Here is a 17,580-nt window from a genome sequence, read left to right on the forward strand (position 1 = left end):
ATCCATTGCTTGAGTTGGATTAATTAAATGTCCTGATGGATTATTAGGCGTGATATCAATATGACCATTTTGCCAAATCTTAGTAGTCGCTTGGTTCGGTTGTGGTGCGACAACTGTGAAATCATCACTACGTTGCTCATCACTCACTGTCTCTCCGCTTCCTTGCGTTGCAACAACTTGAATTGTATCAGCAGGGTTGAAAGTACCTGCTGCAACAGTAATACCATTATTAGTTCCAGCAATACCTGCTACAGTTGCTGCAGATGCTTCTTTCACCCATGGACTCGTATTATTGCGACGTGTAAATGTCGTCACAACGTTACCATTACGTTTAATAACTAATTTATCAGCGTATGTCGTTACGTTACCGGCATGTGTATTCACTGTTTGGTTTGCTCCAGGTGCAATTGTAATCGCTCCTGCCGCTGTTTCAGTCACAGTTGGTTTCGCTGGTTGCACATCTTTTACTACAAATTTCGCTGGTAAAGATGTTGCAAAAGTATGTCCGTTATAGATGACGTCATATTTTGCGTTAACGACTTTAGCCACATTCGGTTTATTCATAGCTGACCAGTTTGCGTCATTTGTACCTGTAGTATCACGATTCCATTTATACGTAAATCCATCTGTTGGTAAACCAGTAGCATTTTGCATATGTGCATATCCTGATGCTTGCGTACCACTTGCTAAAGTGCCTCCAACCGTTGTCGTATAAGTAGTTTGAGGGAATTCAAATTGATATACATTAACAGTAACAGGAACTCGTTTAGCAGCTGAAATACCTGGATATGTGACATCGACATTTAAATGTTGCACGCCTGCTTGTTGGTTATTTGGTTGTTGTCTATTTGCCCATGCTGCAGTGATACCATTTGTGTTTGTATTTGGATCAAATGTAATGTAGTTCATCGCATCCGTTCCATTAGTCAAATTTTGACCTTTCACATCACGTGATGGCGCCTTTGCATTAGCAACTGGATAAACTTTGACTGGAACTTCAACATTACGCGTACCTTGACCATTAGGTAATGTTACAACCGCAGTTTTATGAGTGTTACCGACTGTATTCTTCCATGTATCTGGACTATCATGCCATGCAACCGTTGCCCCATGTGGCGGGTTTTGAATAAATCTTTCTACGTGTCCGAAATCAAAACCGTCGCCACCTTTAATAAATACAGCGCCTTCAGTAGTTGCTTGTAATTGTGGTGTCACTGTTACTGTTGCACTGTCATTTGAATCAACAGATTCATTTCTTGTTACTGTAACAACTTGACCATGTTCGTCTTGCGTCGTATACGTCACATTGTTCATTGAAATTGAAGATTTTGCTTTAATTCCGCCATTTGGTAACGCGTCACTTACTGTCACAACCGAACTAAAACCGCTACCATGAGTAATATTTGTGACATTTAATGGTGTATTATCTGCTTTAAATAATTTTACTGACGAGTTATTTAATACGTTATTAACTTTAATTTCTTGGTTTGTAAGACCTGCTTTATATGTCACAGAGTTTGCGTCAATTCTAGGTGGGTCAGGTTTAACTTTAGATAAAATAGTTAAATCTTCTGTTTGTCTATTATCATATGTCACTCTAATAAGACGAGTAGATATGCCTACAACATCTTTGTTAGGACCATATGTTCCAACAAATTGGAAATTCATATGTTGCGCATTTGTCGACCAAGAATTATTTACTGGCTTAACATATTGTTTCGCATCATACATATCTGAAACACCTGGGTATAAAACACCTCTGGCTGTTTCAAAGACATGTTTCGGTACAGTTCTTACTACTTTATATGTTGCTGTTTTCGTAATCGGCGTTGTTTCGCCATCAATTAAGATATGTGCAGTTACAGTTATATCTTCACCAATACGTGTATTATCTTTATTTGGCGCTTGTCCACTTACCCATGTAATAGTTGCATCTGCAATGTCACTACCATTAGATAACTTAAAGTAATCTGATGCACTAGAACCATTACCTGCTGGGAAGTCTTGGCCTTGTACAGTGTAATGCGAATGTGCAACGATTTCTGGAATGACATGCTTTACAGGTACAGTCACTGTTGATGTTGTTCCATCTTGATAAGTAACAGTTACTGTGACATTGGCATTATTTCCAGTACGATTGACATTACTAACTGTTTTACTAGTGATTTCATTCGCACTTGCTCTTGCATAACTTCTATTTGGTACTGTTTCAGTAAACGTTAACGAATTAATAATTGTCGTTTGATCAGCTTGTGATACTGTCGCATTATTCGAAATATTGGCAATTCTCACAGGATTAGCAGCCGTTGATGAAGTACCAACTCGATATTTATCACGCAAAGGTTTCACTGTTACATTGAACGAAGTTGTAGCTGTATTGCCGCTTGTATCAGTTGCTAATAAATTGATTGTCTTATTAGTTGCTGATGTCACATTTGGTGCCGTTGCAGAAACATGTTGATGGTTATTATCAACAGTACCTGTAATTTGTGATGTATTTGGTACAGTTACAGATTGCACACCAAAGTTATCATTCGCTGTAATAGTATTTGTAAATGTTTCACCTGAGAACACTTGATGATTAGTGTAATTACCTACTGAAATTGTTGGATTCACTAAGTCACTTGGTACAAAATAAATGTTAATAGCGTCAGTAGTATTTCCTGTATTTTGATTTAAATGTTCAACATATTGTTTTGGACCATATGGCGTTAAGTATAACTGTGCTTTATAAACTGCATCACTTGCATTATGTGTAGAATTACTTTTTACAACGTGGTCAATTGTAAATGCGCCAGCACCATTAGCTGCCGGTTCGTTTACGTTAACAACAGTTGAGTTACTATGGTTTGCACGAGTATTTGAATTTGTAACAGGTTGCCCACCATAACCGTTTGAAGGGTTGATGATGTCTAACACTTGAATCACTTGACCATTCAACGTAAATTGACGTTGACCATCAGTTGTCGCATTTGATTGTGAATAACCAGTCGTTCTAAAGTTAGGTCTTCCGCCAGCTTCTGCTTGTGATTTTTCATTACCAGTAATGTTATTTCGCAATCCAGGCACTGTAGTTGTTGCTTTTAACATTGTTAAAATATCATTCGTCGTAATTTGAGTACCTAATGTAGCATCATAACGATAAATTAAAGATTTATGGTCATCAGACCATGATAAACCACCATCTGTTGGTCTGTTTGCAATTTTTGCATTCGTCCATGTCACTGTATAATCTTGTGGGAAATTAACCCAACGCAAGAAATTCATATTAGCTAGGTTTGACGCGAATGATTTCGTTAATCGACCTTTATTAATATTTACTGTAATAGTACTTACATTAGCACCATTAGGTGTATTTGTAACTGAAATATCACCTTCGGCAAGCGTAATTACATCTCTATTTGCATTAATAAATGCTTGTTTTACTTTTGAGATTTCATCAGTAGTTAAATCATATGTTGATGTACGATATACACGTTGATCGCCTTCTGGTTGTTTCACATCGATGATTTTCAAACTAATATAGAAGTCTTCACTATCTTTATGATACGCATTTGTAGCAGTTATATGGTATAACTGCGTGCCTGCGTTCATTTGACTAACTTCTTGTGCAGTTGGAATAGTTCTATCAGATGTAATATTTGTAAATGTGCCACTTGGAATAGGTTGTCCATTACTTAAAGTAAAATATTGTTTAATATCACCAATACTAAATGATTGTCCTTTAGCAATCGTTACCGTTGCTGTTTTAGCAGCATTGACAGTTTGGTATTCAGGTTTCACAACTGGTTCGTATGTCATCACATTTGTAGCATCAAGCGTTGTCGATGAGCCATCACGGTAATGTAATGTGACATTACCATTATTATCGACAGTTACTGGATCAGTTGATGCTAAATATCCTCTTATATTTTGGTTTTTATTCATAAAGGCAGTAATTATGCTTTGCTTTTCATCATTAGATACAGCAGTCGGATTGACTACTACAACTTTCTCAGTATTTCCTAATACAATCGGATGAGCATCTTCACTAATTTTACCTACATGAATTGAAACATGTTTAGATTGACTATCATTTGTCGTATTATTGACATTGTCTGTCGCTGACACTTTAAATGTAATATCACTGTTAAATGCCTGATTCATACTCACTCTACCTGTAATAGATAATGAGCCATTATTCTTATCCGCTTTTGTTAAATTTGATGTCCAACCATTCGGCAATGTCGTAATAGTTGTATTTTTTATACCAGAATGTCTATCAGAGACACCCATTGTAAAGTTGACTTCGTCGCCTCGATAGTATTTGGCATTTATTCCAACAGGATTATTGATTGTTGGTGGAATGTCATCTGGCAAAATAGTAACAGCATTACTCATATTAGATGCAACTACTTTATTATAATAAACTACTGCTCTAATTTGTTTACCTACAGGTGGTATGAATACAACATAATCTTGCGGTCGTATAGTAATTGTATTATGCACCCCATCAGGTGTACCAGTCGCAAGTATCGTATAACCAGATGGTATTTGATCTGCCTCACTACCACCATTCGTAGTTTGATTTGTTGGTGCAACTAAATAAACCAATGCCGATGGATCCAACGGTATTCCCGAAATATTAACAGGCACTTTTTGTAATGCTGTACCTCTTAATTGCTCAGCTGTCGTTGTAATTGTTGGTGTATGTGGTTTAACACGAATTTCGAATAATTGTTCTTTACGTCCAAAACGTATCGTTCCAAAGTAATCCCCTGGTAATAAGTTACCAACAAGTTCAATATTGCGTTCTCTGGCATTATTAGGTCTATTTGTCGAGTTTTCAATGTGTAATGTACGCGGAATACCTGTAATTTGCCAATCTTTATCTGTAAAATTCTCATTACTTGTTAAATTAATACGTAATGGTTGAATAGATGTTACGCTACCACCTAAATTCACGGAAGCATTCCCTTGGTTACCTGCATATACATAGAAAACTGGATGCCCAGCTTGTTTTGAAAATGGTTTTTCAGCAATATTTTGAGTATCGTCATTTTTAAAGAATTTAATATTATGTTGGATTTCAGGTAATACCGTTAAGTTAACAGGAACTAAAGTTTCACTATTACCATAAGCATCAGGATAGTCGAAACCAATCATTAATCTTATTGGGTTTCTAGTTCTTGCTGCTTCTTGTAATTTTTGATCAGTAAATAATTGACTTAATTGATATTCATTTAATTGTTGGGCTCCACCCGGTCTAAAAGCATTAGTATTTGCATTATTCGAATAAAATCCTAACACTTTATTACTCGGCGTCTTAACATAACTTAAAGGATCATCAACAAAATCATCTATATTTAGGTTTGTACTTTCTAATACCTTTTTCGTTTGTACATTTCCTTGACTCACTTCTACACGTTTAGTTGTACCTATGCGATATGTACGATTAACCACTTGTCTTAAACCATTAAGACGTTGTTGATGGTCTTGCGTTGATTCGACGTATAGTTGACTGTACATAAATAATTGATTGTACTCTAAAGCACGCCCACCTGCTGCATAGTACAATTTATTAACAGTTGGACCTTGTGTTTTAAATGAAATTGTATAACTTGCATCACCTTGACCGATGAAAGTATAAACTTTAGGAACACCCGGTGATTCAGCAGGTTTTTGACCATTAATATATTCAAAATTTTGTCTACCAAAAGCTTTAGTAGCAGGTGTCGCTCCAGCTTCACTAAAATAATCACTCGCTCTAGATAAATCTTCTAAAGAATAAATATGGACAGTTGGCCAGTCATATATTACTTGGCCACTTCTATTTCTTATTTTAAAGTCATGTGAACGATGAGGATCATTTACTCCATATTCCCACATTTGTTGAAGTGGTTTATTTGCACCTGCTCCTGCTCCATGACTCCATTGTACATTTGTTCCATCTGAATTAACTGTTACAAAGTCAGTTCTTCCTACTGGCACTTGGTCTGCTGGTAATGCAAACCAAAAGATCATATTTTGATGTGGAGCATGTCCTTTATTAAACTTAATAACCCATTGGTACCCGTCTCCAGTTTGTTTCGCTGTCATAAGAGCAATTTCCTTTGAGTCAGAGGCCTTCAATGTATTCCATGGTGTAGTTGGTAAATTATATGGCGCCCCTTTACTAGAAGCATTGATATATGTACCAACAGGATAGCCCGAACCATCATTAGCATTTTCAACATAATATGATGAATTTGCATTTTGATAGTCTGATACTGATCTAGGCTCTGCAGCTCTTGACTCAACCGAACGCGTTTGAATTCTATTTGAACGTCGGCTAGTCTGTTGACGTTGAGGCATTGTACGAATTAAAGCAACAGCTTGTTCCAATTCTTTGTATGCAAGTTGCAAGTCTTTATTGTTTATTGGATCATTACTGCCTAATAACGTATTAATCTTATCAAAAATGCCTTTTACATAGTTAAATGTGCCAGAATCTGCATTTTCACGGTCAATAAAGCGATAATCATGATAATTTGCATCAAAAAACGCTTGTAATTCATTTCGGTCATGTTGTACGTTACCATTATCAGATGAATCTGAAGCTGTTACTACATTTGCTTCATGATTTTCTACATGAGCCGCTCTATTGTCGTTTCCATTTTTATTAGCAGATTGACTTTCGTTTTGTTTATGCTTACTTTGTTCTTTATCTGGTTGTGTTGTCGCAGCCGTTGCCGAATCTTTCTTTGTATTTACATTTTGAGATGCTGGTTGTTCATCATTAGTAGTAGATGATTGCGCTACTTTTTGATCTACTAAATTAGCTTGACTAATATTTGGTTGCTCATTTTCATGAGTAGCAGATAATGATTGACCATTTTGTGAATTTTGAGAATTTTGTACTTGAGATTCTCGATTCTCAGTCTGTTCATTATTACTTTGTTGTTTCTGTTTAACCACGCTTGCTGGTTGATTTGTTTCAGCAGCATGTGCTTGTGATGTATTGAATCCTAAAAATACCAATGTCGCAATGACAGTTGAAAATGTACCAACTGTATATTTACGAATACTAAACTTTTGAATTTTATCACGATAATTCACAGCTATTGTTCACTCCTTATCTTGTTGTTATGTCTCTGTTGTGTTGTGAATGTATTTACTTTTGATTGCTTGTGTATTGTAATGCTCATTCCATTCTCATTTAAAAATTTAAAACGATGACGATTCAATACAATTTCGCAATCTATCCAAAAAGTATTGAAACACATTACAACTATGTGTTGAACAATTTATTTATGCTCCAGAATATAATAACACAAAATATATTGTAAGGTAAATTGAATTTGTGACAATTTATAATAATTATAAATAAAGTAGCGTAAAAGAGTAATAAAAAACCAATCCCTATGTTCATTTAAAATAATGACACATAAGAATCGGTTTATATTTTTGTTTAATATTGTAGCGACTTGTATGATTTCAATTTAATTCTCAATTATCATAATTGAGTGTCGTTTTGTTTAGGCACAAGTAACAAAATGATAACGAATGATAATATTCCCATACCTGCATTTAACCATAATGCAATCATTGCACCTGTATAAATGTTTGTCATATTTGATACGATTGCATATACTGCACCACTCAATGCGACGCCAAATGCTCCACCTAATGCAGAAGCCATTTTATAGATACCTGCAGCAACGCCTACTTTTTCTAACGGTGCATTTGCAATTGCTGTATCTGTTGATGGTGTAGCATATATCCCTAGTCCTAAACCAAAGAATAAATAACCTATAATACAACAAATGACATAGAATATTTCTGGCAAGAAAGTTAATGAAATGAGACATTCTCCGACAATAAGAACTCCTGTTCCAATTAACATTGGTTTCTTGCATCCGAGTGTTTGAAGTAACTTTTCACCAACACGAATCATAATTAGTACCATTACTAAATAAGTGATTGATAAACTTCCTGCTTGCAATGAAGAATATCCTAAACCTCTTTGAACAAATGTGTTGGCTACTATTAATGTTCCTGCAACACCATTTAACAAAAAGTTTGAAGCTGTTGCACCTGTGTAAGCTTTATTTTTAAATAATTTAAAATCGATTAAAGGATTTGTAGCACGCTTTTCAAGAACTATAAATAAACTAAAAGATCCAATTGCAATAGCTAATAAAGTAATAAAAAGAAGTGAGGTTACACCTAATTCTGATCCTTTAGTAATTAAAATATTTAAACTGAGGAGCATAATGACTAAAAGAACCAGACCTTTAATGTCAAATTTATTTAGAGAAATCGATTTAGATTTAGTTTCAGGTGTGCCTTTAATAAGAAACAGTGCAATTAATGAAATTATAATTGATAGGATGAAAATCCAACGCCAACCTAAAAGCGTTGCAACTGCACCTCCAAAAAATGAACAAACACCAGAGCCGCCCCATGAGCCAATTGACCAATAACTTAAAGCGCGTTGTCTATCTTTCCCAATGTAATATGACTTAATAATAGACAAAGTTGCAGGCATAATACATGCTGCTGAAAGTCCTTGAATTAATCTTCCTATAATAAGTAATAAAGGAATATTTGAAATAATGATTAATAATGAACCTAATATATTTAAGATAATACCAATGTTCGTGAGTTTAATTCTGCCATATTTATCAGCAAGACCACCTGCTCCTACTACAAACATTCCTGAAAATAAAGCAGTTATACTAACGGCGATATTAACCGTTCCAATATCTGTATTGAAACTATCTTCAAGTATTGGTACAACATTAACCAATGATTGTGCAAATAGCCAAAACGTTATTACACTTAGAACAATTCCTATTAACAACTTATTATTGCCTTCAAATGCCTCTCTTGACGGCTTTTCCATCTCTATTTGCCTCCCTATACTTTTGAAAAACAGACAAATTCCATAACAGAAATTTGTCTGTTCCATAGAATAATTGAATGGTTTTTGATTTTAATGTGTAAAACTTTAAATTTATTAGTAGTCCATCCATTTATTCTCAATGCTAGTTATCTTACCTTATGCTGCTTTTTGTTTCTTTTTATAGTAATAAACTGGTATACCAAGTGCTGTTATTAGAATTCCAATGATTGCTAATATAAATTGTGTAAACAGTGTATTAATTAATACAAATGATCCTGCCAAAATAGCAATTAAAGGTATGATCGGATATAACGGTACTTTATATGGTCGTTCCATATTTGGTTCACGTTTTCTTAAAATTATTACCGCAACAAATGACATACAATAGAACAACCAAATAACAAAGATTAACATATTTGTAATTGTATCAAATGCTCCCATTGACATCATGATGATAGCGATTATAAGTTGTATAATTGCGCCAAACCATGGTGCGCCAGATTTTGTTAATTTTGCGAATAAATGGCTAAATGGCAATAATTTTCTTTCAGCCATTGCATATGGTACGCGCATACCAGTCATAGTATAGCCATTGATCGTACCATAAACAGAAATTAATATACCGATTGTAATAATCTTACCGCCATTTTCACCAAATAATATTTTTGATGTATCTGAAGCTGCATTTAAATTACCAGCAAGTAGTTCTATTGGCAACGTTAATAAGAATGTAGCGTTAATTAATAAATACACAGCCATAATACAACCGATACCAACTGAAATCGCTAAAGGTAAATCGCGTTTAGGATTTTTAAGTTCCCCCGCAACATTTCCTACATGAATCCAACCATCATATGCAAACATAGTTGCTAATAAACCACTACCAATTGCTGTAAAGAAGCCATTTCCTGAATTACCTGTAGTTGGAATTAATGAAAAAGTGATATCTCCAGATTGAAAAATACCAAAAATTACAATAACGATGATTGGAATCAGTTTAATTACTAAAGTAACTGATTGTAAAATTCCGCCTGCTTTTGAACCTAGGAAATTTATCAACACAATAGATAACGCAGATGCGATTGCTATTGGTATTAACGAACCTATAGATAAATGGAATAAATTAATTAGCTGTGTCGCAAATACGATAGACAATGCTGCTACGTTAGCTGGAAAATAAATAAATGATTGCGCCCAACCTGATAGGAAGCCCCAGAAATCACCGTATGTATATTCTATATACTTCGTTAAGCCACCTGTTTCAGGGATTGCAGCAGCAAGTTCTGCTGCTGTTAACCCCGCACAAATGGTAATGATGCCGCCTAGGAACCATACAAACAAGGCCATTCCTGCTGTTCCTGTTACTTCTGTTACGTTTGATATTTTAAAGAATACTCCTGAACCAATAACTGTCCCCATAACAATAGCAAACGCTGAGAAGAAACCTATATTTTTTTGTAATTCTTTACCATTTGACATAATTACACCTCATTTTTAAGATTAAATGTTTTAACCTACCACACCCTTGCTTGTATCTGCAATATTCAGTCCATGTTCAATGACACCTGAAACTCTAGTTAAGTCAACATTCCCGCCTGAAACTAATGCAACAACATTTTTATCTTCAAGCCATTTATTGTTTATTTTTCCACTTAAAATTGCAGCTGTTGGTAATGCGCCTGCACCTTCAGTAATAATTTTGGCACGCTGCATTAAATCTTTCATAGCATGTTCAATTTCTTCTTCAGTAACAAGAATAAATTCATCTACTAAATGTTTAACTACTTCATATGTTTGTTCACCAGGAACTTTTACATCACAACCATCTGCTATTGTGCTATCCACTCGATGTTCAGTTAAATCTCTCTTATAGAAAGACTCAGCCATACCATGAACATTCTCAGATTGAACACCGATAATATGAATTGAAGGGTTAAATGATTTTAATGCGGTGGCAATACCTGCAATTAATCCTCCACCGCCAACTGGTACGATGACTGTATTCACATTCCAAATATCATCTAAAATTTCTAAACCAATTGTTCCTTGGCCTGCCATTACAAACTTATCGTCATATGGATGAACGATTGTCATGCCATTTTCTTTCGCTAATTCTTCCATATAAAGTCTAGTTTCGTTAAAGTTTTTACCTTTTAAAATAACCTTTGCCCCATAGCCTTTTGTTGCTTGTTGTTTCGCTTGTGGTGCTGTTTCAGGCATTACAATCGTTGCATCAATGCCTAATAATTTAGCTGTTAAAGCAACACCTTGTGCATGGTTCCCAGCAGATGCTGCGATAATGCCTTTTTCTTTTTGTTCATCTGTTAAGTGATTAATTTTATTGCTAGCGCCTCTAAATTTAAAAGATCCTGTGAATTGCATATTTTCTAATTTTAGAAATACATTCCCTTTAGTTATACTTTGGCTTAAATACATTGATTTAATTAGAGGTGTTCGACGAATAAATGGTTTAATGCTTGCTTTAGCTTCTTCGATATCTCCTAAACTTACAATATGTGCTGTTTGTAATGTAACTGTGTTGGTTGTCATAATAATTACATCCTTCCGTTTTGTAAATTTTTAGTCCAAACTATAATGCTATATTTAAAATATTCATTTCACTCAATTTCATTTAAATTACTATCTATTCGATAACATTTAATATTTCTTTATAATCTAGGTCATGTGATGAAGCTAATCCTTGATTTGTCACTTGTCCTTGGTAAATGTTTACACCAGTACTTAAGGCTTCATTATCTTTAATTGCTTGTTCTAAGCCTTTGTCACAAATTTCTAATATATAATCAATATTTCCTTGTGCTAATGCCATTGTTGAAGTTCTTGGGACTGCTCCTGGTTGATTTGGTACACCATAATGAATCACACCTTCTTCTTCATACACTGGATCAGAAATTGTAGTTGGTCTAATTGTTTCAATAGTTCCACCTTGGTCAATAGCTATATCGATTAATACTGAACCTTTTTTCATTGATTTAACCATCTCACGAGTAACCAATTTTGGCGGTTTCGCACCTGAAATTAAAATTGTAGAAATAAATACATCTGCTTTCTTAATTTGTTCTGCTAAATTTTCTGGTGTTGATTTGACTACTGTGACATCTTTTTCTGCATACATATCTTCAAGATATTTAATGCGGTCATCGTTTAACTCGATAATGATTACTTTAGCATTTAGTCCCAAGGCAACATTTGCTGCATTTGTTGCTGCTACTCCACCACCGAAAATCACATATGTACTACCAGGTATATCCACATTTTCATGTACACCAGTCACTAAAGTACCTTGACCACCATGTTGTGCTTCAGAGTAGTAAGCTCCCATAATTGCTGAGCGTTGACCTGCTATAGCACTCATTGGCGCTAATAATTCTGCTTTTCCATTTTTTATAATGGTTTCACCACTAATCGCAGTTACACCAACTTCTTGCATTTTTTCTACTATTTCTTTTGAAGATGCTAGATGTAAAAATCCCCAGATAATTTGATTCTTTTTGAAATATTGATATTCGCTTTCATGAGGTTCTTTTACTTTGATAACAAGATCAGCTTCCCATGCTTGTTCGTGAGTTACGATCTTAGCGCCTTCTTTTTCATACATATCGTTAGAAAATCCTGAACCAATGCCAGCATTTTTTTCAACAATTACTTTATGTCCTGCATCCGTTAACTTACGCACATTTTCGGGTGTGCAAGCTACACGTCCTTCACCTTGTTTTAATTCTTTGACTACTGCAACTAACATTTGCAACACTCCTCTTTCATTTGTGAATAATTTCACAATTATTTTATCCTTTGGTTATGAATATGTAAATACCATTAATTAATTATTCATATTTTATCTATAATTTGTTAATAAATATTTAATATATTATTCTTATTCTTAAATATTATGTGCAATTATACCACTATATTTATTTCTTATACTCCATTTGATTTATAGTTGTATTAATACATTGACTCAAAAACTAATTAATCAAATATGTTTTTTAGATTAATAAAGTTGTAACTGTACTATTTTGTAGTGTATGGTAATTTATTTGGATGAAATATAATTCTTTATACTCTATTGATTAATCAAATATGTATCTATCAAAATTCGGCTTATTTATTCACTCTGACATATCCAAATACGCAAAAAGACTATTTCTACCTTGTATCGATAGAAATAGTCTTTTTATACTTAATTGGTTTAATTTTTCATAAAATCTTATACTTTTTAAAAATGGGATGAAATATATTTTCCTGAAACATGTAATTCATGTTCGTTACAAATTGATAAAATATGATTAAGCGTTGTTGCAAATGACATTTTCTCAAAAAGCGCTTCACTATCAATTGGTACTTGTGTGTGAATTTCAGCCAGTCGCTTCGATAAATATAGTTCATCTAAATTGTCATTAATCTTATTACGTTGCCCAGCTGATAATGCATCAATGTTTTCAACCACATTTTCAACGCTTTGATATTGCTGAATTAACTTAATAGCCGTTTTCTCGCCAATACCTTTAACACCCGCATATCCATCTGCTGTATCACCCATAAACGCTTTAATATCGATTAGTTGTTGTGGTTCAAGGGCATATTCTTCGTTAAAACGATGTAATGTATATCTATTATAAATGTTAAAACCTTTTTTAATTAGCCAAACTTCAACATTGTCATTAATACATTGCAGTAAATCTTTGTCGCCCGTAATAATATAGACATCGTTATCAGTTGAATATTGTTGTGCTAATGTACCTATAACATCATCCGCTTCATAGTTTTTAACGCCAATATTTACAAAGCCAAATTGCTCTGAAATTTCTTTAACATAATCAAATTGTGGTATCAATTCTTCTGGTGGTGCAGAACGATTTTGCTTATAACCATCAAACATATCATTTCTAAAAGTTGATTGTCCCATATCCCAACATACAGCTACATGTGTAGGGCGTATTTCATGTATTGCCGAAAAGATATGACGCACAAATCCTTGTATTCCATTTGTAGGTTCACCTTGTGAATTGTACATAAATTGTTTATGAAGACTTGTAGCATAGAAATGTCTAAATAATAGCGCCATACCATCTACAAGTAATATTTTATTAGGCATTTAAAACGTTCCTTCTTTCTTAATATAAAATAGTTTTCAGTTGTTGATGTTTATCTTTCAATTGATTGATAAGTGTTGTATCTAAATCAAATGCTAATAAATCGTTTATTTGCGTTTGAATATTAGCTTCAAAACTTTCAAATTGCGATTCAGCTTCTACAGCCATTTGCTTTACATATAATTCAAGCTGTTGCCTCAATAATCCCATTTGTGGTTGTAATAATCCTAACGTACTTTGACAAATTGATTCATGTATATCTCTTTGCCCATTTGGATTCAAAATTTTACGTTTTGTTAATTGTTTAGGCAATGCATTTAGCATATCGTTGAAATCGATGTGCAATAATGGTTGCTCTATATTAGCTGATTCAAAGTTAAACTGAGGATTAATAATGACATGTAAATCTGCTAATTGTTGAACGATTGGTGCAATTTGCTCAGTGAGTTGCTTATTAAAGTATTTTTTTATACGTTCTGTAATTAAAGATTGCTCTAAAAACAATCGTTGATGAATTTGATCTAAGTATACTCTCGTAGACACTTTCTTTTCTTCATTAAAATCACTATTTTGCGTCATTTGAGAATTAAACACTGATTTAACATCGTCAAGTAGTTGTAGTTTTAAACGGGCATTTAAATGATAAACTTGTTCTTCAACTTCGTTGTCTGTATGTTGTAACGTCGCATCAATTAATTGATGTTGTAAACGCTGTTTATCTTTATAATCTGTTAACCTTTGTTGGCGACGTGAAATATCAGCTTTATTTGTTTCAAATTCTGTAATCATCTCTACATAAGAACGATCCATTTGTTGAAGCTGATGAATCATTTGTTGTTCTAAAATTGATTTAGATTCAACATCAACAAATTGTTGTATGCTTTGTTTTAATTGATCAATGCCCTTATCTTCAGCTTGCAATGCATTTCGACTTGATACAGCAAAAATGTCTGATTGTAAGTGTACTTGTCTTAATGCATCTGATACATATGTTTCAACTGCTTCAAGATCATCTTGACTTTCTGCTAAATCAGCAGCATTAATTACCATTTTAAATGCTTGGTTTTCATTCAACTGGTTCATATCTTTCATGTGTTCTATAAACGCTTTGTCATTATCAGTAAATGAATGATTAAAATAACTTACATACAATATTAAGTCTGAAGAAGTTAAAATTTGTTCGGTTTCATTTGTATGCCTTTGGTTATTTGAGTGTAGCCCTAATGAATCAACAATTATTTTACCTTTTAACCAATCATGCATTAATGCAATGTGTACTGTCTTAACAAATGTTGCATATTCATCTTCTGCACTCCACTTTTTCAATTCCTGTTGATTAATGGCATGTTTTTCTCCATTTTCCAACATATTGACATACAATTTATAATGTTTTTCAACTGCCTGAATAAAAGCGAGTTGATTTTTATTTAAATGTGATTTTAACTTTTCTAAATCTGAATTAATAAAGTCTTCTATAGTCGAATAAGACATATCTTGGTATTCAACTACTGCATTAATTTCATCTAATAATTGCGATTGTGATTTTAGCGTTATATAACTCTCGTCTCCATAAGATATTTCTGTAGTAGCTGCTGTAGTAGGATTTGGAGAACTGACTAAAATATGCTCGCCTAATAATGCATTTATCAAACTACTTTTACCAGCACTAAATGTTCCAAATACACCTATTTTTATTAATTTATTATCTATACGTGTTAATGTTTCGTGGATATCTTGCTTTGTACGCTTGAACAAAGGCACATCCGAAATTATATCAAGCGCTTTTTGAATATCTATAGACATATTTGTTGTAGCTGTATTTTGATTTAGCTGCTGATTATCACGATTATCCTGAGCATTATCAGTAGCCACTTGATATGTTGTCTCTTGTCGACCTATTAATTTATCTAGAGATTCATCTAAATGAATATAGTAGTGACGATAATTCTTAGTCGTCAATGACTGACGCAGCTCATTTAATTCTGTATAACGTTGATATTCTTTTAAATCATCACTTTCTTCTGTTGGTAATTCATCTGCCTGCACATTTTCTATTATTTCTTTAAAAATTGGTGTTGATTGTTGTTCAACATATTTCTTAATGGCTTTAACCACTTCGTCTGAAAATGTAAGTACATAAGTATTGCTGATTGATGTTTGTGGTTGATATAAACCTTCAATCATTTCTGGCTTAACGTCATAATGCTGATTTAATACTTTATCTGAAGCTTCTTTTTTATTGATAAAACGCGTAACAAATGACATATCTTCTCGCATTGGTTGACGAATTTGTTGATTAACATGTTCTTGTAACGCATCTGTCGCTGTTAATAATCGCTGTTGTTGAATTTGTAGTTTTTTCTTCTTTTTATTAAAAAATCCGCCAACATTAAAGTCTTGAGACATACTTTCCAAATAACTTCGTAACATTTCTCTCATATTATGCGGCATAATGTATGCATTTTCTAAAATATTTTTACGCTTATTCTTTAAAAATGCCATTAATTCATCTGGATTATTTAAAAGTTGTGCCTCTTCACTAATTGCTTGATGTTGTTGACTATTTAAAAATGCTTGTTCAAACTCCGCTTCTTCGATACCTAAATCTTCTAGTACTTCCTGAATTTCAGACTGAATGTAATCTAGCTGAGCTTCGGTAATGTATTCAACCGTTCTTGATGTATAATCCTCTATTGTCTCTCTATGTTGATCTAATGAAATTAGATAACTTGATAATACTTCAAGTTCATTTTCAGGGTGATCAAATTTAGATACATAAAAGGTGCGTTCTAATTTAATACCCCAATCTGCAATTGATTTTTCAACTCGAGATTTAAACGTAGAGAATGACAATTCATCGTCTTGATGCTTGTCAATTTGATTAATGATAAACACAACAGGTATTCCAACATCATTTATATGCTTCATAAACTTAAAGTTAAGTTCAGATTGAACGTGGTTATAGTCAACCGTATAAAATATCATATTACTTGTATACATATATTGTTCTGTTATTGACTGATGTGATGCAACATTTGAATCAACACCTGGTGTATCTTGCAACGTAAACCCATTTTCAAATTTAGCTGATTGAAAATTAATTTCTACAGATTCAACGTCGACATTTTGGCGATTCATTTCCCTTACTTCATCATAATTAGATAATTTGGCATACGTTTGATTCGGCAAATTAGCAATAATATCGTGATTGTCTGAAACTGACACAATAGCAGTATTACTTGTCGTTGGTACAGGTGAACTTGGTAAGATATCTTGTTCAATTAATAAATTTATCAGTGTCGATTTACCTGCAGAAAAATGTCCAACGAACGAACATGTATATTGCTGCAAATATACTTTCTTAATTACTTGGTTAATTGTATGTAAAAGTGCTTCATTTCGCGACTTTTCAACTTCTTTTTTTAATTTATATAAAAGATCTAATTGTTCTTTATTAATCATGTTACTTTCCCCTTTGGTTCGTTCACATAGAAATGCTTGCTTGTTACAACGAATTCATACAATATCGATGTCCATTTAAACATAGATCGTTAAATGGCTCGCATTGTATTATGTTTAAATTTTATCATAGCTGCTTGA

General features: G+C 33.5%; 7 protein-coding genes (1 of these 7 cut by a window edge). All 7 read right to left on the reverse strand.

The genetic code is table 11. From position 1 onward, the window contains the following. A protein-coding gene (gene ebh, locus AA076_RS07270; RefSeq protein WP_001836242.1) for a hyperosmolarity resistance protein Ebh crosses the window boundary here: on the reverse strand, positions 1-7,077 show its 5' portion. Its footprint begins 24,798 nt before the window's first position; 7,077 of the gene's 31,875 nt are visible here — the first part of the coding sequence; its start codon is at positions 7,075-7,077; the stop codon falls past the left edge of the window. 397 nt (positions 7,078-7,474) lie between these two features. Next, positions 7,475-8,866: a multidrug efflux MFS transporter NorB gene (gene norB, locus AA076_RS07275; RefSeq protein ID WP_000414685.1), complete on the reverse strand. Its 1,392-nt coding sequence runs from the start codon at positions 8,864-8,866 to the stop codon at positions 7,475-7,477. Between the two features lie 156 nt (positions 8,867-9,022). Continuing rightward, positions 9,023-10,345: an APC family permease gene (locus AA076_RS07280; protein WP_000064778.1), complete on the reverse strand. Its 1,323-nt coding sequence runs from the start codon at positions 10,343-10,345 to the stop codon at positions 9,023-9,025. 30 nt (positions 10,346-10,375) lie between these two features. Further along, positions 10,376-11,416, reverse strand: coding sequence for a bifunctional threonine ammonia-lyase/L-serine ammonia-lyase TdcB (gene tdcB, locus AA076_RS07285; protein ID WP_000210828.1), 1,041 nt, complete (start codon positions 11,414-11,416; stop codon positions 10,376-10,378). A gap of 94 nt (positions 11,417-11,510) precedes the next feature. Continuing rightward, on the reverse strand, positions 11,511-12,629 hold the full coding sequence (ald, locus tag AA076_RS07290; RefSeq protein WP_000959429.1) for an alanine dehydrogenase: 1,119 nt from the start codon (positions 12,627-12,629) through the stop codon (positions 11,511-11,513). A 474-nt stretch (positions 12,630-13,103) separates the two neighbouring features. Next, positions 13,104-13,982 (reverse strand): 5'-3' exonuclease, encoded by an 879-nt coding sequence (locus AA076_RS07295; RefSeq protein ID WP_001133011.1) that lies wholly within the window; start codon positions 13,980-13,982, stop codon positions 13,104-13,106. A 19-nt stretch (positions 13,983-14,001) separates the two neighbouring features. Further along, the gene (locus AA076_RS07300) at positions 14,002-17,442 is read right to left on the reverse strand and encodes a dynamin family protein (RefSeq protein WP_000608521.1); all 3,441 of its coding nucleotides are present in this window, start codon (positions 17,440-17,442) and stop codon (positions 14,002-14,004) included. Positions 17,443-17,580: the final 138 nt, after the last annotated feature.

Origin of the sequence: Staphylococcus aureus (genome assembly GCF_001027105.1) — a bacterium.
Classification (GTDB): Bacteria; Bacillota; Bacilli; order Staphylococcales; family Staphylococcaceae; genus Staphylococcus; species Staphylococcus aureus.